18 protein-coding genes and 1 tRNA gene are annotated in these 19,093 nt (G+C 47.5%); 5 read left to right on the plus strand and 14 right to left on the minus strand.

Features of this window, described 5'->3' with window-relative positions:
- Nucleotides 1–34 precede the first annotated feature (34 nt).
- The 6 genes from ICN25_RS09480 to ICN25_RS09505 all read right to left on the minus strand — a co-directional run bounded on the left by ICN25_RS09480 (nucleotide 35) and on the right by ICN25_RS09505 (nucleotide 6,753).
- Entirely contained in the window at nucleotides 35–1,582 is a 1,548-nt protein-coding gene (locus ICN25_RS09480; protein WP_216181959.1) for a 2-isopropylmalate synthase, read from the minus strand.
- Nucleotides 1,583–1,814: 232 nt separating this feature from the next.
- Nucleotides 1,815–2,678 (minus strand): CDP-diacylglycerol--serine O-phosphatidyltransferase, encoded by an 864-nt coding sequence (gene pssA / locus ICN25_RS09485; protein ID WP_216181962.1) that lies wholly within the window; start codon nucleotides 2,676–2,678, stop codon nucleotides 1,815–1,817.
- A 27-nt stretch (nucleotides 2,679–2,705) separates the two neighbouring features.
- Complete coding sequence (locus ICN25_RS09490) at nucleotides 2,706–3,353, minus strand: phosphatidylserine decarboxylase (RefSeq protein ID WP_215377556.1); 648 nt, start codon at nucleotides 3,351–3,353, stop codon at nucleotides 2,706–2,708.
- Between the two features lie 53 nt (nucleotides 3,354–3,406).
- Nucleotides 3,407–4,423 (minus strand): ketol-acid reductoisomerase, encoded by a 1,017-nt coding sequence (gene ilvC / locus ICN25_RS09495; RefSeq protein ID WP_216133084.1) that lies wholly within the window; start codon nucleotides 4,421–4,423, stop codon nucleotides 3,407–3,409.
- Nucleotides 4,424–4,474: 51 nt separating this feature from the next.
- Nucleotides 4,475–4,966, minus strand: a complete 492-nt coding sequence (gene ilvN, locus ICN25_RS09500) for an acetolactate synthase small subunit (RefSeq protein WP_015420909.1) — start codon at nucleotides 4,964–4,966, stop codon at nucleotides 4,475–4,477.
- Complete coding sequence (locus tag ICN25_RS09505) at nucleotides 4,966–6,753, minus strand: acetolactate synthase 3 catalytic subunit (protein ID WP_216181966.1); 1,788 nt, start codon at nucleotides 6,751–6,753, stop codon at nucleotides 4,966–4,968. Before ICN25_RS09505 ends, ilvN begins: the two co-directional genes overlap by 1 nt.
- A gap of 193 nt (nucleotides 6,754–6,946) precedes the next feature.
- On the opposite strand from ICN25_RS09505, the gene ICN25_RS09510 reads away from it, so the two are divergent.
- The 4 genes from ICN25_RS09510 to ICN25_RS09525 are packed head-to-tail and all read left to right on the plus strand — an operon-like array spanning nucleotide 6,947 to nucleotide 9,187.
- Complete coding sequence (locus tag ICN25_RS09510; RefSeq protein WP_215326823.1) at nucleotides 6,947–7,516, plus strand: RNA polymerase sigma factor; 570 nt, start codon at nucleotides 6,947–6,949, stop codon at nucleotides 7,514–7,516.
- The gene (locus ICN25_RS09515; RefSeq protein WP_216181968.1) at nucleotides 7,513–7,977 is read left to right on the plus strand and encodes a DUF3619 family protein; all 465 of its coding nucleotides are present in this window, start codon (nucleotides 7,513–7,515) and stop codon (nucleotides 7,975–7,977) included. The genes ICN25_RS09510 and ICN25_RS09515 overlap by 4 nt, the downstream gene beginning before the upstream one ends.
- A gap of 24 nt (nucleotides 7,978–8,001) precedes the next feature.
- Entirely contained in the window at nucleotides 8,002–8,634 is a 633-nt protein-coding gene (locus ICN25_RS09520) for a DUF3106 domain-containing protein (protein WP_216181971.1), read from the plus strand.
- 13 nt (nucleotides 8,635–8,647) lie between these two features.
- Nucleotides 8,648–9,187: an RDD family protein gene (locus ICN25_RS09525; RefSeq protein WP_370624723.1), complete on the plus strand. Its 540-nt coding sequence runs from the start codon at nucleotides 8,648–8,650 to the stop codon at nucleotides 9,185–9,187.
- A gap of 19 nt (nucleotides 9,188–9,206) precedes the next feature.
- On the opposite strand, the gene ICN25_RS09530 is transcribed toward ICN25_RS09525, so the two are convergent.
- The 7 genes from ICN25_RS09530 to ICN25_RS09560 form a co-directional block, all read right to left on the minus strand.
- Nucleotides 9,207–11,684, minus strand: coding sequence for an ABC transporter permease (locus ICN25_RS09530; RefSeq protein ID WP_370624724.1), 2,478 nt, complete (start codon nucleotides 11,682–11,684; stop codon nucleotides 9,207–9,209).
- A gap of 5 nt (nucleotides 11,685–11,689) precedes the next feature.
- A complete protein-coding gene (locus tag ICN25_RS09535; RefSeq protein ID WP_216181974.1) occupies nucleotides 11,690–12,475 on the minus strand; it encodes an SDR family oxidoreductase in 786 nt (261 codons plus the stop codon).
- 42 nt (nucleotides 12,476–12,517) lie between these two features.
- On the minus strand, nucleotides 12,518–13,183 hold the full coding sequence (locus ICN25_RS09540) for a membrane integrity-associated transporter subunit PqiC (RefSeq protein WP_255536745.1): 666 nt from the start codon (nucleotides 13,181–13,183) through the stop codon (nucleotides 12,518–12,520).
- The gene (locus tag ICN25_RS09545) at nucleotides 13,180–14,094 is read right to left on the minus strand and encodes an MlaD family protein (RefSeq protein ID WP_216181993.1); all 915 of its coding nucleotides are present in this window, start codon (nucleotides 14,092–14,094) and stop codon (nucleotides 13,180–13,182) included. The genes ICN25_RS09540 and ICN25_RS09545 overlap by 4 nt, the downstream gene beginning before the upstream one ends.
- Entirely contained in the window at nucleotides 14,091–14,858 is a 768-nt protein-coding gene (locus ICN25_RS09550; protein WP_216181997.1) for an ABC transporter ATP-binding protein, read from the minus strand. The genes ICN25_RS09545 and ICN25_RS09550 overlap by 4 nt, the downstream gene beginning before the upstream one ends.
- Nucleotides 14,858–16,030 carry an ABC transporter permease gene (locus ICN25_RS09555; protein ID WP_216182001.1) on the minus strand — a complete coding sequence of 391 codons (1,173 nt, stop codon included), beginning with the start codon at nucleotides 16,028–16,030 and terminating at the stop codon, nucleotides 14,858–14,860. Before ICN25_RS09555 ends, ICN25_RS09550 begins: the two co-directional genes overlap by 1 nt.
- Before the next feature lie 89 nt (nucleotides 16,031–16,119).
- Nucleotides 16,120–16,196 (minus strand) — tRNA-Arg (locus ICN25_RS09560).
- 18 nt (nucleotides 16,197–16,214) lie between these two features.
- Between ICN25_RS09560 and greB the strand changes: the two genes are divergently transcribed.
- Complete coding sequence (gene greB, locus ICN25_RS09565; protein WP_216182004.1) at nucleotides 16,215–16,715, plus strand: transcription elongation factor GreB; 501 nt, start codon at nucleotides 16,215–16,217, stop codon at nucleotides 16,713–16,715.
- Nucleotides 16,716–16,732: 17 nt separating this feature from the next.
- Here the strand turns inward: greB and ICN25_RS09570 are convergent, their stop codons facing one another.
- On the minus strand, nucleotides 16,733–19,078 hold the full coding sequence (locus ICN25_RS09570; RefSeq protein ID WP_370624725.1) for a bifunctional (p)ppGpp synthetase/guanosine-3',5'-bis(diphosphate) 3'-pyrophosphohydrolase: 2,346 nt from the start codon (nucleotides 19,076–19,078) through the stop codon (nucleotides 16,733–16,735).
- Nucleotides 19,079–19,093: the final 15 nt, after the last annotated feature.

Genomic DNA, 19,093 nt, shown 5'->3' on the forward strand with positions numbered 1-19,093 from the left:
ATTACTCAGATACTGCAGATGCCACCAAGAATGATTAAGGTGTCATCTGCGCATTGAGCTTAGCTTGACTAGGATCATGCAATTTATTCAATGCAGATAAGTAAGCTTTTGCTGATGCAGCAATGATGTCTGGATCAGTGCCTACACCATTGACGATACGTCCACCCTTAGCAAGACGCACAGTAACCTCACCTTGAGATTGCGTACCTGAAGTGATCGCATTCACGGAATAGAGCAACTGCTCCGCCCCACTCTTCACAATTTCTTCAATCGCATTCAAGCTAGCATCAACTGGCCCGTTACCCTCAGCCTCGGAGCTTGCTTCTTTATCGCCAACTCGAAAAGTAACTTTGGACTTTGGGCGCTCGCCTGTTTCAGAATGCTGACTCAAGGAAATAAATTTATAAAACTCACCCTCTTCCGCTGCAGCAGAGTCTGACATGATGGCAATAATGTCTTCATCAAAGATTTCTGATTTTTGATCAGCCAATGCCTTGAAGCGAACAAATGCTTCATTCAAATCGGCTTCAGCTTCAATTGCAATGCCCAACTCCTGTAAGCGTTGCTTGAAGGCGTTACGGCCAGACAACTTACCCAACACAATCTTATTGGTTGCCCAACCCACATCTTCTGCGCGCATGATTTCATAGGTATCGCGATTCTTCAAGATGCCATCTTGGTGGATACCGGAAGTGTGCGCAAAAGCATTGGCGCCAACAACTGCCTTGTTTGGCTGAACCACGAAACCAGTAATTTGTGACACTAACTTCGAGGCAGGAACGATCTGGGTAGCATCAATGCCGCACACCATATCAAAGTAATCTTTGCGAGTACGCAAAGCCATCACGATTTCTTCCAAGGCCGTATTACCAGCGCGCTCACCCAAGCCGTTAATGGTGCACTCAATTTGTCGAGCACCGCCGATCTTCACGCCTGCCAATGAGTTGGCAACAGCCATGCCTAAGTCATTGTGGCAATGCACGGACCAAATCGCTTTATCTGAATTCGGAACGCGGGTGCGTAAGGTCTTGATAAATTCACCATATAACTCTGGCGTGGCATAGCCTACGGTATCAGGAATATTGATGGTGGTCGCACCTTCGTTGATGACTGCCTCCACCACTCTGCATAAGAAATCCATTTCTGAGCGATAGCCGTCTTCCGCAGAGAACTCGATATCCTCGGCCAAGTTTCTGGCAAAGCGAATAGAACGCTTGGCCTGCTCCAACACTTCTTCTGGAGACATACGTAACTTCACAGCCATGTGCAATGGGCTGGTAGCCAAGAATGCATGAATACGTTTTGCATTAGCAGCTTTCAAGGCATCTGCAGCGCGAGTAATGTCTTTGTCGTTGGCGCGAGCAAGTGAACATACGATGGAATCTTTCACGGCCGCCGCAACAGCGGAGATAGCCTGAAAGTCGCCCTCAGAGCTTGCGGCAAAACCAGCCTCGATCACATCTACCTTGAGGCGCTCTAACTGGCGAGCAATGCGGACCTTCTCGTCCTTGGTCATTGAAGCGCCAGGCGATTGTTCGCCATCACGTAAGGTCGTATCAAAAATGATTACTTTGTCACTCATCACTACTCTCCGGTTCAATATTGCTTAATTATGTTTACTGCTCAATTGCGAATCTAGAAACAAAAACCCCAGCAATTTGCTGGGGCTGGTATGTCGTGGCTAATGAATTACTTTAATCTCATTAACTCAGGCCTTACCTGCCCCAAGCTGTAGGCTTAGTGCTAGTAGAAGCAGGTTCGAGATAAGTGAGAAATTCATCAACATGGATTAAATATAACCTAAATATTCCAAATTAGCTAAAACGGCGACCGCTCAGATGCTCCCAAGCCCAAATGACATAGCCAGAGATGGAATAAACCACAAAGAGACCGAATAGGGTTAAAGGCGGATTTGAAGAGATCAAAACGAAAGTTAGGATCATTAGGACCATCACACCAAAAGGCACGCGGTAGCGAACATCCAAAGCCTTGCCACTATAGAAACGGGCATTCGATACCATGGTCAAACCAGCATAAACGGCAATAAAGAAAGTAATCCAAGGAATCGCAGTGTCACGCACGGGGATCTTGTTGTCATCAGCCAGCCAGATAAAGCCAGCCATCAAAGAGCCAGCTGCCGGGCTTGGTAAACCTTGAAAAAACTTCTTATCAACCACACCAGTGTTGACATTAAATCGGGCCAAACGCAAAGCAGCGCCTGCGCAATAAGTAAAGGCAGCTAACCAGCCCCACTTACCCAAATCTTTTAGGGCCCACTCATACGCAACCAAAGCTGGGGCAACACCAAATGACACCATATCGGCCAAAGAGTCATATTGCTCGCCGAAGGCGCTTTGGGTATTGGTCATACGGGCAACGCGACCATCCATTCCATCCAAAACTAAGGATGCAAAGATAGCAATAGCAGCCATTTCAAACTGGTGGTTCATCGCATTAACAATGGCGAAGAAGCCACAGAATAAAGCTGCTGTAGTAAATGCGTTAGGGAGTAAGTAGATTCCTTTGCTGCGTTGACGCGGTTTATCCGCATGCAACTCTTCTACCTCGTAATCAACTTCATCAGCAAGGTCTTCTGCCCACTCATCTTGAGTGCGATCAGTGCGGGTACGCGCTAAGCGACTGCGATCAATACGGCCACGACGGCGAAATGTAGTCACAGAATATTCCCAGTTAAAACGGCTTAATCAATCTAAGCCGGGTACGCGAGCTAATGCAGTGTTCGTAGCAAAAACTTTATCACCAACACTGACCAAAGGTTCAGCTGTTAATGGCAAATATACATCTACGCGGGAGCCAAAGCGAATAAAGCCGTAACGCTCACCTGCTTTAAGTCTGTCGCCAACATGGATATAGCAAAGAATGCGTCGCGCAATCAGGCCTGCAACCTGAACTAAAGTCACGATTTGACCGTTAGCATCAATCACAACCGCATTACGCTCATTCTCAGTGGAGGCTTTATCTAAATCGGCATTCACAAACTTGCCTGGGAAATACTGAATCTCTTTTACCAAACCGTTCACTGCGCTGCGGTTGGAGTGAACGTTAAACACGTTCATAAAAACACTAATCTTCAAAGCTTCACGACCGGCATAAGGGTCATTGGCCACTTCCACTACGACGATACGACCATCGGCTGGAGATAAAACTAAATCACGACCAAGAGCGGCAATACGCTGTGGATCGCGAAAGAACTGCAGAACAAAGATAAAGATGATCCACAAAGGCCATGACCATGCAATGCCACCAAGATAGTGGACTAGCAAAGTAACAGCCCCCACTAATGCCAAATACGGCCAACCTTCTTTCGCAATAATGGGGTGCGGATACATCATCTTTGTTCTGAGCCTTATTTAATGAACTGCTTATTTATGACTTTATGTCTTGCTTAGTTCTTAGTCTGGTCAACTAACTTGTTCTTTGCAATCCAAGGCATCATGGCGCGCAACTTCGCACCAACTACCTCGATGTCATGCTCAGCATTCAAGCGACGACGTGAAATCAAAGTAGGCGCACCTGCTTTGTTTTCCAAGATGAAGCTCTTAGCGTACTCACCAGTCTGAATATCTTTCAAGCACTGACGCATTGCGTTCTTAGTATCTTCAGTTACAACACGTGGGCCAGTCACATACTCACCGTACTCAGCATTGTTAGAGATAGAGTAGTTCATGTTGGCGATACCACCTTCGTAGATCAAGTCAACAATCAACTTGAGCTCATGCAAGCACTCGAAGTAAGCCATTTCAGGAGCGTAACCAGCTTCAACCAAAGTTTCGAAACCAGCTTTGATCAATTCAACGGCGCCACCACAAAGAACAGCCTGCTCACCGAACAAGTCAGTTTCAGTTTCTTCACGGAAGTTAGTTTCGATAATGCCGGCACGACCGCCGCCGTTTGCTGTTGCATATGACAAAGCAACATCACGAGCAGAGCCAGATTTATCTTGGTACACAGCGATCAAATGTGGAACACCGCCACCTTGAGCGTAAGTACCACGAACAGTGTGGCCCGGCGCCTTAGGAGCAATCATGATCACATCTAAGTCAGCGCGTGGCTGAACTTGACCGTAGTGAACGTTAAAGCCGTGAGCGAATGCCAATGCAGCGCCCTGCTTAATATTAGGATGAACTTCTTTGTTGTATACGTCAGCGATTTGCTCATCAGGCAAGAGCATCATGACTACGTCAGCATCTTTAACCGCTTCGCCAACTTCTTTTACTGTCAAGCCAGCATTTGCAGCTTTGCTCCAAGAAGCACCATCTTTACGCAAACCAACAGTAACGTTACAGCCTGAATCTTTCAGATTCAATGCGTGTGCGTGACCTTGTGAACCATAACCAATGATGGTTACTTTTTTGCCTTTAATGAGGGACAAATCAGCGTCTTTATCGTAAAAAACTTTCATGCTCTTTCCTTGTTTTGAAAATGTAATTAATTCAGTAATCAGTTAAAAAAATTAAACCTTGAGGATACGTTCGCCGCGCCCAATACCAGAACCACCCGAACGGACAGTTTCCAGAATCGAAGCACGATCAATCGAATCAATAAAGGCGTCTAATTTGGCACCATCACCAGTTAATTCAATGGTGTAACTCTTATCAGTCACATCGATGATGCGACCACGGAAGATATCCGTTGTACGTTTCAACTCTTCACGCTCTTTACCAACCGCGCGAACTTTGATCATCATGAGCTCGCGCTCAATATGAGGACCTTCAGTTAAATCAAAAACCTTAACCACTTCAACTAAACGATTTAAGTGCTTAGTAATTTGCTCAATAACGTCTTCAGAACCAATCGTGACAATCGTCATACGAGAAAGCGATGGATCTTCAGTAGGTGCAACACTTAAGGTTTCAATGTTGTAACCGCGTGCAGAAAATAAGCCAACAACCCGGGACAATGCGCCTGGTTCGTTCTCTATCAATACAGAAATAATATGTCGCATTAGAGATCCTCGCTACCCAAAAGCATTTCAGTAATACCCTTACCTGCTTGAACCATTGGCCAAACGTTTTCTTCTGGGTCTGTCTGGAAATCCATAAACACTGTGCGATCTTTTAGGCGAATAGCTTCTTTGAGAGCGCCTTCAACATCAGACTTCTTCTCAATACGCATACCAACGTGCCCAAAGGCCTCAGCCAACTTCACAAAGTCTGGCAATGAATCCATGTAAGAGCTGGAATAGCGCTTGTTATAAGTCAGCTCTTGCCATTGGCGAACCATACCAAGGTAACGGTTGTTCAATGACACAATCTTTACAGGCGTGTTGTACTGCTTGCAAGTGGATAGCTCTTGGATACACATCTGAATCGAGCCTTCACCAGTAATAGCAAATACATCTTTATCCGGGAAAGCTTTCTTGATACCCATGGCGTAAGGCAAACCAACACCCATGGTCCCAAGGCCACCAGAGTTAATCCAGCGACGTGGCTTATCAAACTTGTAGAACTGTGCAGCCCACATTTGATGCTGACCAACGTCGGAAGTAATAAATGCATCACCACCAGTGAGCTCCCACAGCTTTTGAACCACATACTGTGGCTTAACAATCTGGGATGCCTCGTCGTACTTTAAGCAATCTTTTTTACGCCACTCGTTGATCTGCTCCCACCATGCAGCTAACTTAGCGTCATTCTTGCGTGGGCCAGCAGCTTTAAGCTGGGCTGTCATCTCAACCAATACTTCTTTGAGATTGCCAACGATAGGAACGTCTACCTTTACCCGCTTAGAAATCACGGATGGATCGATATCAATGTGAATGATCTTGCGTGGATGACTTGCAAAGTGAGCAGTATTACCAATCACGCGGTCATCAAAACGTGCGCCAATCGCAATCAACACATCGCTGTGCTGCATCGCCATATTGGCTTCGTAAGTTCCATGCATACCAAGCATGCCTAGGAATTGCGGGCTAGTGCCTGGAAAGCCTCCGAGACCCATCAAGGTATTGGTTACTGGATAGCCCAGCAAATCTGCAAACTCTTTTAACTCGGGAGCGGCATCAGCCAAGATCACGCCGCCACCGGTATAGATGTATGGGCGCTCTGCTTCTTGCAATAAAGAAACTGCTTTACGGATTTGTCCGCTATGCCCTTTAATGACTGGGTTATAGGAACGCATCTCCAAAGTTTCTGGGTATACGAACGGCGCCTTAGCAGCGGATACATCCTTAGGGATGTCGATCAACACTGGACCCGGGCGACCGGTTTGTGCAATATGAAAAGCCTTCTTGATAACTAAAGGAAGATCTCTGACATCCTTTACCAAGAAATTGTGCTTTACCACTGGGCGAGTAATACCAACGGTATCCGCTTCTTGGAAAGCATCTTCACCAATCGCATAAGTTGGCACGTTACCGCTGATGATCACCATCGGGATCGAGTCAGTGTAAGCAGTGGCAATTCCGGTAACCGCGTTGGTTACACCAGGGCCTGAAGTAACTAGTGCGACACCAACCTTACCGGTTGCACGCGCATAGCCATCGGCCGCATGCACGGCTGCTTGCTCATGGCGAACAAGAATGTGTTCAAACTTGTCCTGCTTAAAAATTTCGTCGTAGATAAAGAGAACGGAACCACCTGGGTAACCCCAGACGTATTCAACACCCTCTTTGTGCAAAGCTTGTACCAACATCTCGGCGCCAATCATTTCAGGCGCATTCGCTGTGGAATTTGGGTTTGCTGTGTCTTGGTTAGCTTTAGAAGCTAAAAATTCGGCGCTGCTTGTATTCATTTTCTTTCGTCCTTTGCAATTTTCGGCAAAAAATTGATTGGTCTGTTCTGTCTCTTGCTTGTGGCCTGAGTTCGAACGGCGCTGCTACCGGAAAAAACCACTTCTTGAATGAGATTCTAGGTAGTAAGCCCTATATTCTATAGCAATCACCTAAAATAGACCAATTCCATCTGATTCAGGTCTAATCTACTGAATGGCTTCACCCCAAGAACTTTCTGACTTTCTGAGCAGTGTTGAGCAGCGCGCTTTTAAGCAGGCGGTCTATGCTGTGCGAGATGACGATGCCGCCTTGGATATCGTTCAAGATGCCATGATCAAGTTAGCTGAAAAGTATGGTGATCGACCTGCAGCTGAATTACCCCTTGTTTTCACCAGAATCCTCCAAAACCGCATTCATGACTGGTTTAGGCGTCAAAAGGTTCGTAATACCTGGGTCACCCTGTTCTCCAATATGGGCAAGAAATCGGATGAAAACGATGATTTTGACCCCCTGGAGTCCCTTTCAGCCCCGGATGACAGTGAAATTCACCAGGATGGTGCATTTAAGCTGGAACGTAGCCAGTTATTGCAGTCCCTGGAGTCAGAAATATCAAAATTGCCTGCCCGTCAACGAGAAGCCTTCCTGATGCGTTATTGGGATGAGCTGAGTATTACTGAAACTGCCCTTGCGATGAGTTGTAGCGAGGGAAGTGTCAAAACCCACTGCTCAAGAGCCACCCAGGCTCTAGCTAAAGCATTGAAATTAAAAGGAATTACGCTGTGAACCGCAATCAAGACATCCTAAGCCCAACAGAAGCAGATCAATTTGGTCTGAGTGCTGCCGCCCTGCTCCGCCAAGGATCCCAATCCTTGCCAGTAGGCATTAAAGATCGTCTGTACGCAGCGCGTCTCAAGGCAATTTCTGTCAAAAAACCAGAAAAAGTACGCATTCAGCAGCATGTTTTGGCCAGCTCCACTGGAAACTGGACTTCAGGCTCACGTTCTTTTTGGGATAACGTAGGTTGGGTTGCTCCACTGGTTGTGTTGGTTTTTGGCCTTATTGGCATCGCCCAATGGCAACAAGACTCCCGCATTAACGATATAGCTGAGTTGGATGTCGCCCTCTTAACGGATGACGTACCACCAGATGCCTACGCCGACAGCGGCTTCATGGGATTCCTTAAGAATGGTCCTTTAGCTGAATCTGATCAAGATAGCCTTGATTCAGCCAAGTCACCGTCTTAAAGCTCATACCGAACCCTTTAGCGAATGCTGAACCACCCACGATCTTTAATTGCCTTACTCAGCATCAGCATGATGTTGGCAATTGGCACACTTGGATCAGTGCAAAGTTCAGGTGTACTCGCTCAAACACCTCCCGCTGCCCACGGTAAAACTACTGGCACTCCGGAAAAAAAACCGGATGGTACTTGGGAAGGTCTTAAGCCTGAACAACAAAAAATCTTGGCCCCACTGGAAAGCGATTGGGATTACATGCTCCCAGATAGTCGCAAGAAATGGATTCAGGTTGCCAATCTCTATCCGAAGATGAGTGAGGTCGATCAACAGCGACTGCAGTCTCGCATGACTAGTTGGTCCAACCTCTCCCAAAAAGATCGTCGCATTGCACGAGAAAATTACCTTAGCAGCCTCAAGTTCCCAGCAGAGAAAAAAGCAGAGGCTTGGAGTGCGTATCAAAAACTGAGTGATGAGCAGAAAAAGAAATTAGCTCAAGCAGAGGTGAATAAGAAAAAACCAACAGCTGCGAGTGCACCTACATTACAACAGCACCCCATCACACAGAAATCGAATCTAGCTCCGACTCTGCCGGCAAGCAGCATCCCGACTCCAGAAGCTCCGGCTCCAAGCACAAGCCCGGACAGCAGCTCTAGTAATCCGTGAGAATCTCTAAGCTGTGATAACCCCCGCTGAATTAAATGCACTACCCGCTCCGCAATTTTGGCGGCGAGTATCCTGCGGGCTCTACGAGCAATTAGTTTTATTAGGCGTCATCGCACTGACATTCCTGGTTCCCAATTTAGGCCTAGGAATTCTGTTTGGATTAGCGCTACCAAGCTGGCTTACCTTTCTCTATCTGTATATCGTCCTAGGCATTTACTTTGTTTGGTATTGGACTAAGTCAGGCCAGACACTGGCAATGCAAACATGGCGAGTACGCATGATTGGTCCGGGCGGTTACAACCTAAACCGCAAGCAGGCAATCTGGCGCTATGTCTATGGATCTCTATGGCTAATCCCTTGTGTCCTATTGCAATGGCTCTTTGAGTTGCAGAAGTGGCAGATTATTGAAATGCTCTTTACGGTAGCTTTATTGCTGTGGCCACTCAGCATTTACTTGGATCGCGTTAGCCCCCTACTACGTCAAAGCCTGCCAGACCGTTTTGCAAGAACCCGCTTAGTGGAATTACCAAAGAATTTGGTGACGCTCTCGTAAGAACGACAGTGCGTGAGCCCTAGATCTCGCGCAAGCATTCCATAGCGGTAGCGGTTTGAATTTTTCTCTGAAAACGAAAACCAGCTAAGAGGCAAGCAATTACGCCGAAGCTTATTCCCATCGCCAAAGACTGCGCGAATGCATTGAACTCAATCTCCAATACAAAACGCCCAAGTGCCCATGCGGCCATTCCGGCTGCTAGTCCAGCCAATGCTCCTGCAAGCACCCCAATGATTAAGAGTTCGGCTAAGGCGATCTTTCTCAGCAAGGCACGTGATGCACCTACCGCCTTGAGTAAGGCTGCACTTCTAAAACGCTCGTCTTGCGTCGCCGCAATTGCAGCCACGAGTACCAATATCGCCGCAGCAATCGTAAAAGCAAACAATAGGCCCAGCACAGAAGATAGTCGATCCAATACATCCTGTATTTGCCTCAATGAGGTCGCTACATCAACAATGGTCAGATTGGGATAAGTCTGTGCGAGCTGGTAGTCCAAGCCCTCAATTGCAGTGCCTTGGTAATAAGAAGTAATCCAAGATTGAGGCATTTTCTCAAGCATGGCGGGCGGCATGATGACGAAGAAATTCACCTTCATGGAACTCCAATCCAACTTACGCAAAGAAGTAATTGGTGCAGTCACTTTTTCACCAGCAAGCTCAAAGGTCATTTGATCACCAAGCTTTAACTTCAAGGTTTTCGCAATTCCCGCTTCCAAAGAAACCTGTGGTGCGCTACCTTCAATCCATTTTCCAGAAGTAATGCGATTGCCCTCAGGCAATTGCTCGGTATAGGAGAGGTTGAATTCTCGATCAACTAGGCGACGCGCATTTTCATCAACATAATCATTGGGGCCAACAACCTTTCCATTGACTTCAACTAAGCGTGCACGAACCATAGGGCTAAAGCTCGGCTTTGCTACACCCGCATCGAGCAGTGACTGAGTAATGCTTAGCTTTTGATCTTCCTGAACATTAATCATGAAGCGATTAGGAGCATCGACTGGAATGTTTTCCTGCCACGTGGATAGTAAATCCTGCCTAAGCAAGAGAATCAGCAGCAAGGCCATCAAGGCAATACCCAGAGCGGTAATCTGCATGACCGCAAACCCTGACCGTCGTGCTTGTGCAGTCAACGCAAACCGTAGAGCAAAGTTCTGAGCGCCCCACTGAGAAAACAGAACATTAAATACGCGTAGAGCTGACCAGGAGACCAAGGTAAAGAGCGCTACAGCACCGCCAAAGCTAGCAGCAACCCAAGAGGCTAGCTTCCAGTCTTGCGCTGCAATCGCAATTAAGACGAGACAAGTAATGAGTCCAAAAAGCGCCACCCAAATCACCTTGATATTTACCGAACCCAACTCTCTCCGAATGAGTCGTACAGGTGAAATCATGACCAAACTAAATAGAGGAGGCCCAGCAAAACCAATCAACAAGCAGGAGGAAAATAAAACACTCCAGGCTAAGGGCCAAAGGGACAGCGAAGGTAAATTAGCAAATACCAGGTTACCCAAAATACGAATCAATACCTCTTGTACGCCATAAGCAATGGTAGCCCCCATGATGGCTGCCAATAAGCACAGAGCGCCCAATACTTTTACTTGATTTAGCAGAATCGTCTTTTGGCTTGCGCCAAGACATTTCATCACCGCACAAACATCAGCCTGCTTCAAAACATAGCGACGCGCCGATAAAGCAATGGCTACTGCAGCTACCATTGCAGTCAGCAAGGCAACCAAAGATAAGAAGCGCTCTGCCCGCTCTAAGGTTTTACGCATGACAGGCTGGGCATTCTCCAAGGTCTCAATGCGTAGTCCCCTAAGGCCTTCTGACTCAATCCATTGAGTAGCCCACTTTTCATAACTCGAGATAGCTTGATCGCTTCCCGCCAATAACAGCCGATAAGTCACGCGGCTACCGAGACCAATAAGACCCGTTGCAGGCAAATCATCAAGCGACATCATGACGCGTGGCGCAAAGTTCATGAATCCAGCACCCCGATCGAGCTCGCGCTCTAAGATGCCGCTAATTAGGAAAGTCTTATCTCCCAATGACATCTGATCACCAACTTTGGCTTGCAGTGCGTTGAGCATTGCAGGATCCACCCAAACCGAACCAGCCGGCGGAGTGAGGCTTGCTTGTGAAGGCGCTACCTGCAAGGAGCCACGCAAGGGATAGGCGCCACTCACCGCCTTCAGAGAGGCCAGCTTACTTTGAGCGCCAACAGTGGCCATGCTTGGGAAAACAATGGTTTGAGCTGACCTCAACTGCAAGCTCTTCGCCTCTTGAATAAAACGTTCAGGCAAAGGTTGATCAGCTACCAACAGTAAGTCTGCAGCCAGAAGTTGGCGGGCATCAAACTGAAAAGCCCGCTGCATTCGGTCGGCCAAGAAGCTTACGCTAGATAAGGCTGCAACAGAGAGCGTCAGCGCAACTAGTAAGGCTACTAGCTCACTAGATCGAAGATCTCGCCTAGCAGTCCGCAGAAAGCTTACCAACACGGAGATTAAATTGCCTGAATCTGGCCACCATCAACACGGATCACTGATCCAGTGATAAAGGAAGCGTTTTGACTAGCTAAAAACGTTGCGGTATCACCGTACTCTTGTGGGTCACCATAACGCCCCATCGGGATCTGCTTCAGGCTAGCTTGTACGACAGAGTCATAGCTGATGCTTTCTCGTTGAGCACGTGCTTCGTCTAGTTGACGCAAGCGGTCTGTTGCTACACGACCTGGCATGATGACATTCACAGTAATTCCTTCGGCGGCCACTTCTGCTGCTAAGGTTTTAGACCAAGCTAGCAGCGCAGCTCGCAAAGTATTGGAGATTGCTAAGTTCTTGATTGGAGCAATCGCGCCTGAAGTGGTGCTCGTAATGATGCGACCCCATTTACGTTGACGCATTCCTGGAAGGACTCGATCAGTGATGCTGATGAGCGACAAGACCATATCGTTAAAACTCTTTTGCCATAGCGCAGGGTCTTGCCCGGTTGCTAAGGTTGGAGGCGGTCCGCCAGTGTTATTAATCAGAATATCAATCGGTCCGAGCTCTTGCTCTACTTTGGTAACTAACGCATCAATGACTGAGCTGTCAGATAAATCCCAGCTTAATGCCAATGCCTTTCCGCCGGCCGCCTCAATCAGCTCCACTGATTTTTTTAACCCCTCAGCGTTGCGACCAGTCACAGCGACCTTAACGCCTTCACGCGCTAATGAAACGGCCATTGCCTGACCTAAACCGCGACTAGATGCCATTACCAAGGCAACCTTACCTTTGAGTCCTAAATCCATGTCTACTCCATTATTTTTATAGGCACTGCAATTTCAATATGACTACTGGCCCAGAGGTGGCGGCAAATTACCGGCGTACTTATAAAGCACTACCTCATACTCTTTAAGAATTTGCGCCAAGGCCTCTTGCTGACCTAGCACCAAGGCTTGAGGCGTATTGTCTTTAAGAGCAATTCTCTTGGTATAGCGATTTTTACCAATCACGGGATTACGTTTTTGAGGATCTGTCGCAGTCAGGAAAAACTCGACAGTGACCACAGCCTCTGGACGAACCCGGTAATCGCCATAAAACTCCTCTACAGAAGCCTGCAGGATGTAATAAGGGAAGAAGCTATTGCCCTGCCCTACAGTCATGGAGAAGATCTGAGCGTTATTGAGCCACTGACGGGTCGCATTGCTCACCATTTCATTGGGTAGCGCAGAATAAATATTGTAGAAATCCTTTTCGTAACGCTGATCGCCCAAACGGTAGACCAAAGACTTGCCATCAAAAGGTGGGGTTGTTGAGGCAGATCCCATCTTGAGCCATAAATCAGTACGCGGCTTATAAGGTGTGGCTGTACGTTCTGGTGCCACCATCCAACTAGTCGTCTCTAATGCCGGTCTTTTAGGTAAGGAGCAAGCGCTTAATGCAGCCACAACAAATGTGAAGGCAGCAAACTTAATGAGGCGTGAGTTTTTCATCATCTGAATTTTCATTGATGTCATTTCTGGGCTCCATTCATTGGAGGCGTGATGCGTGCAGGTGGCTCACCCCAAATCAAAGTAGACGGTGATTGACTTGCTACGCGTGTGAATTCATTTAACTGCTCACTTGCCTGACGGATATTCTCCAGGGTGGCGGTGGTATCACCCTGAACGCTGGTAACGGTTTGACGCAAGGAAACCATAGCGGCAGCTAATTCGCGCATCAAAATATTGAGCTGATCTTTATCTGTCGCTTTAGCAATCCGATCCAAAATTAGATTGAGGTCCTTAACTGAGGAAATGAGGCCAGAACTATCTTTACCATCACCCGCCATCAACTTATTGAGGTTACCTAACAAGGCATCAAACTTCTTTTGAGTTCCATCTACATCCAAGCCGTTCAAGGCACCGATCAACTTCTGAATACCGGAAATAATTTCATCTGCTTGATTTGGCATCGAAGGTACTACCGGATATTTAGGCGACCACGTATACGCTAAGGGCGAGTACTGGCTTGCGCTAGAGTAAAAATCTAACTCAACATAATTGACGCCGGTAATACCCATAGACTTAATACGAGCGCGAAGATTATCTTTGAGGTAGGTTTCCAAATGCTCGAGCTGAACTTTGTCGCCAAAAATTTGCATCCTCACCACAACGTATTCATGTCGCTGTGGCATCGGCACTTCTCTTTCGTACACATCACCGGACAAATTGATAGAAGTTACCTGGCCGATCTTGACACCCCTAAAACGTACTGCAGCACCAGCATCTAATCCTGTCACCGATTGCTTGACATAGGTCTCAATCATGAAAGATTGTTTGAGTAACTGACCCGAACCAAAGATCAAAATAATGGCGAGCAAAACGCCGATTGCCGCTAAGACAAAAACACCTAGGCGGAAATAATTGGGATTGGAGTTATTACTCATGCTGCGTCCTTGCTCATGATGCGATTAAAGAATTGATGCACTCGGGGATCTTTACTGGTGTCTCGCAATACCTTAGGGTCACCCTCAGCAATGATGCCCTTGGCATCCTTGTCTAGCATGATCACCTTATCGGCGATGGAATAAATACTGGCTAATTCATGGGAGACGATCACAAAGGTAAATCCCAGGTTTTTAGAGAGATCCAAAATCGTACTATCCAGATCGGCTGAAGTAATGGGATCCAAGCCTGCTGAAGGCTCATCCAAAAATAATATCTTAGGATCCAGGGCCATTGCACGCGCAATCGCAGCCCGCTTTTGCATGCCGCCGCTAATCTCGCTCGGCATATAAGTTTCGTATGGGAGCAACCCAACTAGATCAAGCTTGCAGCGAGCCAATAGATTCATTTGATCTCTGGTCAGTTGGGTGTACTCCTCCATAAAGAGGGTCACGTTATCCAGCAAATTCATAGAACCAAATAAAGCGCCCTGCTGATACATCACTCCAAAGCTCGTCATAATTTTTTGACGCTCTGCACCTTGGGCGGTAGTAATGTTTTGACCTTCGATCAACACATCTCCAGAAAGCGGTTGATATAGGCCAAATAAATTCTTCAAGAGACTCGATTTTCCGCAACCCGATCCACCCAAGATAACGAAGATCTCCCCGTTCTTAACAGAGAAATTCAGGTTCTGTAAGAGCACTTTTGAGCCGTAGCCCACGGTGAGATTTTGAACATCGATTGCGTTATCAAGAGCGTCCATTAGAAACCCGTCCTGTAAGAGATGTACGCAAAGATACCGTCTACTAAAACAATCATGACAATACTGCTCACTACGGCGCGGGTTGCTGAGATACCCACTGCCGCTGCACCAGTACCCGTTTGCATACCGCGCAAACAACCCATCGCAGAAACTACCACGCCAAATAAAGTGGCCTTCACCAAGCCAGACAAAACATCCTCAACATCTACAGCGGCTAGCATGCCGTTATAAAAATTAATAAAGGGGACGCCATAAATTTGCATTGTTAGCATGGAAGAGAAGATGCTGACGACATCCGCAAATAAGGTCAATATCGGGGCTACTAATATTCCCGCCAATACTCTGGGCACCACCAAGAATCGAATCGGACTTAATCCGCCGGTAACCAAAGCATCTACTTCGCTATTGACTGTCATCGTGCCAATCTCAGCAGCGAACGCGGCAGATGAACGACCCGCGAGCAAGATCGCCGTAATGAGCGGCCCCATCTCGCGCACGATCCCCAGGGCAGCGAGTGGCCCAACAAATGTAACTGCGCCGAACTGCTCCATACCAATGGCCGCTTGAAACGAAAGAATCACACCAATCAAAAAAGCAACCAGACCAACAATTGGTAGCGCAGAGATGCCCGCCTCGACTGCGGCATTCACAAAATCACCCCAACGCACTTGCCTAATATTCCGTATTGACCAAACTAAATCAGCAGATAGATGGCCGATAAAAGTAATGAGTCCACGACCATCATCAATAAGATCTTGGGCGGCTATTCCAGTGCTAACCACAAAGTTAGGCTTTTGCTTTTGAGTTGGGACTGGAAAGAGATTTGTAATCGGATCGAATTCATGCAAGAGGGGCTGATATTTCGGGTCTAGACCCTGAATATCAAACTGCCCACCTGCGTTTTTCTGAGATTCTTCAATATCAATCAAGAATGCAAAAGCAGATCCATCCAGAGAAATTACTTTTGACGCATCAAAAACTAATGTTTGGCCTTGAGCTTTTCCCGACCCTAGCCAAAGACTTTGTTTTTGCCGAATATCGCTCCACACACCCGCCAAGGAATACACATTGACGACACCGCTTAAAGTCACTTGTGCATGCGTTGCGTCAGTTTGCGACCAAATAGCGACCGGAGCTGGTGAATTCGTGGAATTAGCGTCTGAAATGCCCATAGGCAAACTATAAGGGATTCGTATGAAACCGCCATGAAACGGCTAAAAAAGAAAAAGGGCCCAGTCTTTCAACTAGGCCCTGAATGGGTTGGTGCGGCTGGCAGGAATTGAACCCACGACCCCTTGGTTCGTAGCCAAGTACTCTATCCAGCTGAGCTACAGCCGCAACAGCCATAATTATGCCATGGAAGAGAAGAACTACATCACACCCGCTGGCCACGAACGCATCAAAAGCGAGCTTTTACAGCTCCTGAACCTTGATCGGCCTGAGGTTGTCAAGGTTGTTCACTGGGCGGCCTCCAATGGCGACCGCTCGGAAAATGGGGACTATATCTATGGAAAAAAGCGACTTCGGGAGATAGATCGCCGGATTCGCTTCCTAAATCAGCGCCTCGAATTTGCCGTAGTAGTCGATAACCAAGCCAGAAAATCGGGGGATGCCGATGCCGAGCAGGTCTTTTTTGGAGCCACTGTCACCTATGCCAGTCTAGAGGGTCCTGAGGCTGGCAACGAGACAACCATCACGATTGTGGGAGTTGATGAGGTCGATTTGGACTTAGGTCATGTCAGCTGGGTCTCACCGATTGCCAAAGCTTTAATCAAGGCACGCTTGGGTGATTGCGTCAAAATCCAAACCCCCACCGGCCCTACTGAGATTGAAATCCTAGACGTTCAGTACCAGTAATTGGACTTCAAGGGAATTTAGCCGACCCGCACCCGGGTCACGCGCATCACATCATGATTGGTGCGCAAGCTTCGCATCACCTTAGAAAGATGTAAGCGATCTGATACTTGAATCGTAAAACGAATGGTGACAGCATCTTCCTTGTAGCGATCATCCATCGACACGTTCATGATGTTGGAGTCAGCAGCAGTCACACTACTTGCCACCCTGGCCAATACACCCTTACCTTGGCGCGTATCGATTGCGAGATCAACTTCAAATTCTCGATTAACTTCTTTACCCCACTCCACCTCAACCCACTTATCGCTATCCTTAGAAAGCATTCTGAGGGCTACTGGGCAGTCATTGGTGTGGACCTGTAAACCCTCACCCTTACCGAGGTAACCAATAATGTTGTCGCCTGGAATCGGATGACAGCAAGTTTGGAAACTAATCGAATTACCTTCGCGCCCATCGACCAAGATGGCCTGACGCTGATGATGATGAGATGCAATTTCTTGTTGAGGGGAAACCCAGTCTGCCGCGCCCAAGCGCATTTGCTCTGAGCCACCCTCATCATCAATCAAAATCTTCAAGCGAATTGCGAGCTCTTGAGGGGATCTACGACCCAAAGCAATATTGACGCAGGCTTCTTCACGCGTTTTATCGCCAGTCCAATGCAGTAACTTTTCCCAGATCTCTGGTGATAACAATCCTGCATCAACACCCTGCTGACGCAAAGCGCTAGCCAAGAGACGCTCACCCAATTGCAGAGACTCGGCATAGTGCTTGGTCTTCAGTGAATGACGAATGGAGGCACGCGCTTTACCGGTTCGAACAAATGCCAACCAACCTGGATTAGGCTGAGAGTTGGCTGATGTCACTACTTCAACAATATCGCTGTTCTTTAGCTCACTACGTAAAGGCAACTGCATGCCATTAATCTTCACGGCCACACAAGTGTTACCCACATCACTATGAATCGAGTAAGCAAAATCTAAGGCGGTAGCGCCACGCGGTAAGGCTCTTATCTGCCCTTTTGGGGTGAAGACATAAACCGCATCTGGGAACAGATCAATTTTGACGTGCTCTAAGAATTCTTGTGAATCCCCACTGCTATCCTGAATATCAATCAAAGATTGCAACCATTGATGCGCGCGGTTTTGCACCTCACTCATATCTGGAGTGCCATCTTTATAAGCCCAGTGTGCAGCAACGCCTGCCTCTGCAACTGCGTGCATATCGCTCGTACGAATCTGAAACTCTACCGGCACACCAGATGGACCTAATAGTGTGGTGTGAAGAGACTGATAACCATTGAGTTTAGGAATTGCAATGTAATCCTTAAACTTACCAGGCATTGGTTTATAGAGCGCATGCAAAATTCCGAGAGCGCGATAGCACTCATCAATCGAATGTACAGTGACCCTGAATGCATAGACATCTAGCACCTGAGAAAAACTCAAATGCTTGCTGCGCATTTTGCTGTAAATACTGAAGAGGGTTTTTTCTCGACCTTGCAGATCAACTGCTAGATCGGCTTTTGCAAATGCCATTCGAGCGTTCTGCAAAATCTTCTCGACCATCTCCTTGCGATTACCACGCGCCCGCTTTACTGCGCCCTCAATTACTCTGAAGCGCATTGGCATGGAGTAACGGAAACTCAGATCTTGTAAGTCGCGATAAATAATGTTCAGACCAAGACGGTGCGCAATGGGGGCGTAGATCTCAATAGTTTCAGCGGCTACCCTGCGACGCTTCTCCATTGGGACGGCATCGAGAGTACGCATGTTGTGCGTACGATCAGCCAACTTCACCAGAATGACACGCACATCTCGCGCCATCGCCATAAACATCTTGCGGAAGCTTTCAGCTTGCGCCTCAGCATGGCTTTGGAATTCCAACTTATCGAGCTTGGTTAACCCCTCAACGAGCTCCGCAACTTTGCTACCAAACTTGCCGACTAGATCTGCTTGGGTACAGCCCGTGTCTTCAATCACATCATGCAATAAGGCTGCCATGATGGAGGAGGCATCTAAGCGCCAAGTGGCACAGAGTTCTGCTACCGCTACTGGATGAGTGATGTAAGGCTCGCCACTATGACGGTACTGACCGAGATGAGCGGCATCAGCAAAATGAAAGGCTTGCTTGATGAGGTTAACTTCATCAGGCTTGAGATAGCCTAATTTAGAAATGAGACCATCAATAGAAACAACTTGATGCTTTAAAGGTAACGTTGGCGCAGAAGTAGGGCCAAATAAATGTCGGCTCGACTGAGCTAACAAGGTGGCGATGATGGAAGACTTATCGCTCTTAGCAGTCTCTTTAGGCGAGACCTGACCTTTGGATTCCGAAGTGTTTGGGTCGCCTAAGGGGAGCTCCACAACGGAACCCCTGAA

It is taken from the genome of Polynucleobacter sp. 80A-SIGWE, from assembly GCF_018882295.1.
In the GTDB taxonomy this organism is placed as follows: domain Bacteria; phylum Pseudomonadota; class Gammaproteobacteria; order Burkholderiales; family Burkholderiaceae; genus Polynucleobacter.

Excerpts from the sequence above, each read along its gene's own strand:
- ICN25_RS09505 (WP_216181966.1), bottom strand. The coding sequence starts at position 6,753 with ATGAATACAAGCAGCGCCGAATTTTTAGCTTCTAAAGCTAACCAAGAC.
- ICN25_RS09480 (WP_216181959.1), bottom strand. The coding sequence starts at position 1,582 with ATGAGTGACAAAGTAATCATTTTTGATACGACCTTACGTGATGGCGAA.
- ICN25_RS09550 (WP_216181997.1), bottom strand. The coding sequence starts at position 14,858 with ATGGACGCTCTTGATAACGCAATCGATGTTCAAAATCTCACCGTGGGC.
- ICN25_RS09535 (WP_216181974.1), bottom strand. The coding sequence starts at position 12,475 with ATGGATTTAGGACTCAAAGGTAAGGTTGCCTTGGTAATGGCATCTAGT.
- ICN25_RS09545 (WP_216181993.1), bottom strand. The coding sequence starts at position 14,094 with ATGAGTAATAACTCCAATCCCAATTATTTCCGCCTAGGTGTTTTTGTC.
- ilvC (WP_216133084.1), bottom strand. The coding sequence starts at position 4,423 with ATGAAAGTTTTTTACGATAAAGACGCTGATTTGTCCCTCATTAAAGGC.
- ICN25_RS09555 (WP_216182001.1), bottom strand. The coding sequence starts at position 16,030 with ATGGGCATTTCAGACGCTAATTCCACGAATTCACCAGCTCCGGTCGCT.
- ICN25_RS09520 (WP_216181971.1), top strand. The coding sequence starts at position 8,002 with ATGCTGAACCACCCACGATCTTTAATTGCCTTACTCAGCATCAGCATG.
- ICN25_RS09540 (WP_255536745.1), bottom strand. The coding sequence starts at position 13,183 with ATGACATCAATGAAAATTCAGATGATGAAAAACTCACGCCTCATTAAG.
- ilvN (WP_015420909.1), bottom strand. The coding sequence starts at position 4,966 with ATGCGACATATTATTTCTGTATTGATAGAGAACGAACCAGGCGCATTG.
- ICN25_RS09510 (WP_215326823.1), top strand. The coding sequence starts at position 6,947 with ATGGCTTCACCCCAAGAACTTTCTGACTTTCTGAGCAGTGTTGAGCAG.
- ICN25_RS09490 (WP_215377556.1), bottom strand. The coding sequence starts at position 3,353 with ATGATGTATCCGCACCCCATTATTGCGAAAGAAGGTTGGCCGTATTTG.
- greB (WP_216182004.1), top strand. The coding sequence starts at position 16,215 with ATGGAAGAGAAGAACTACATCACACCCGCTGGCCACGAACGCATCAAA.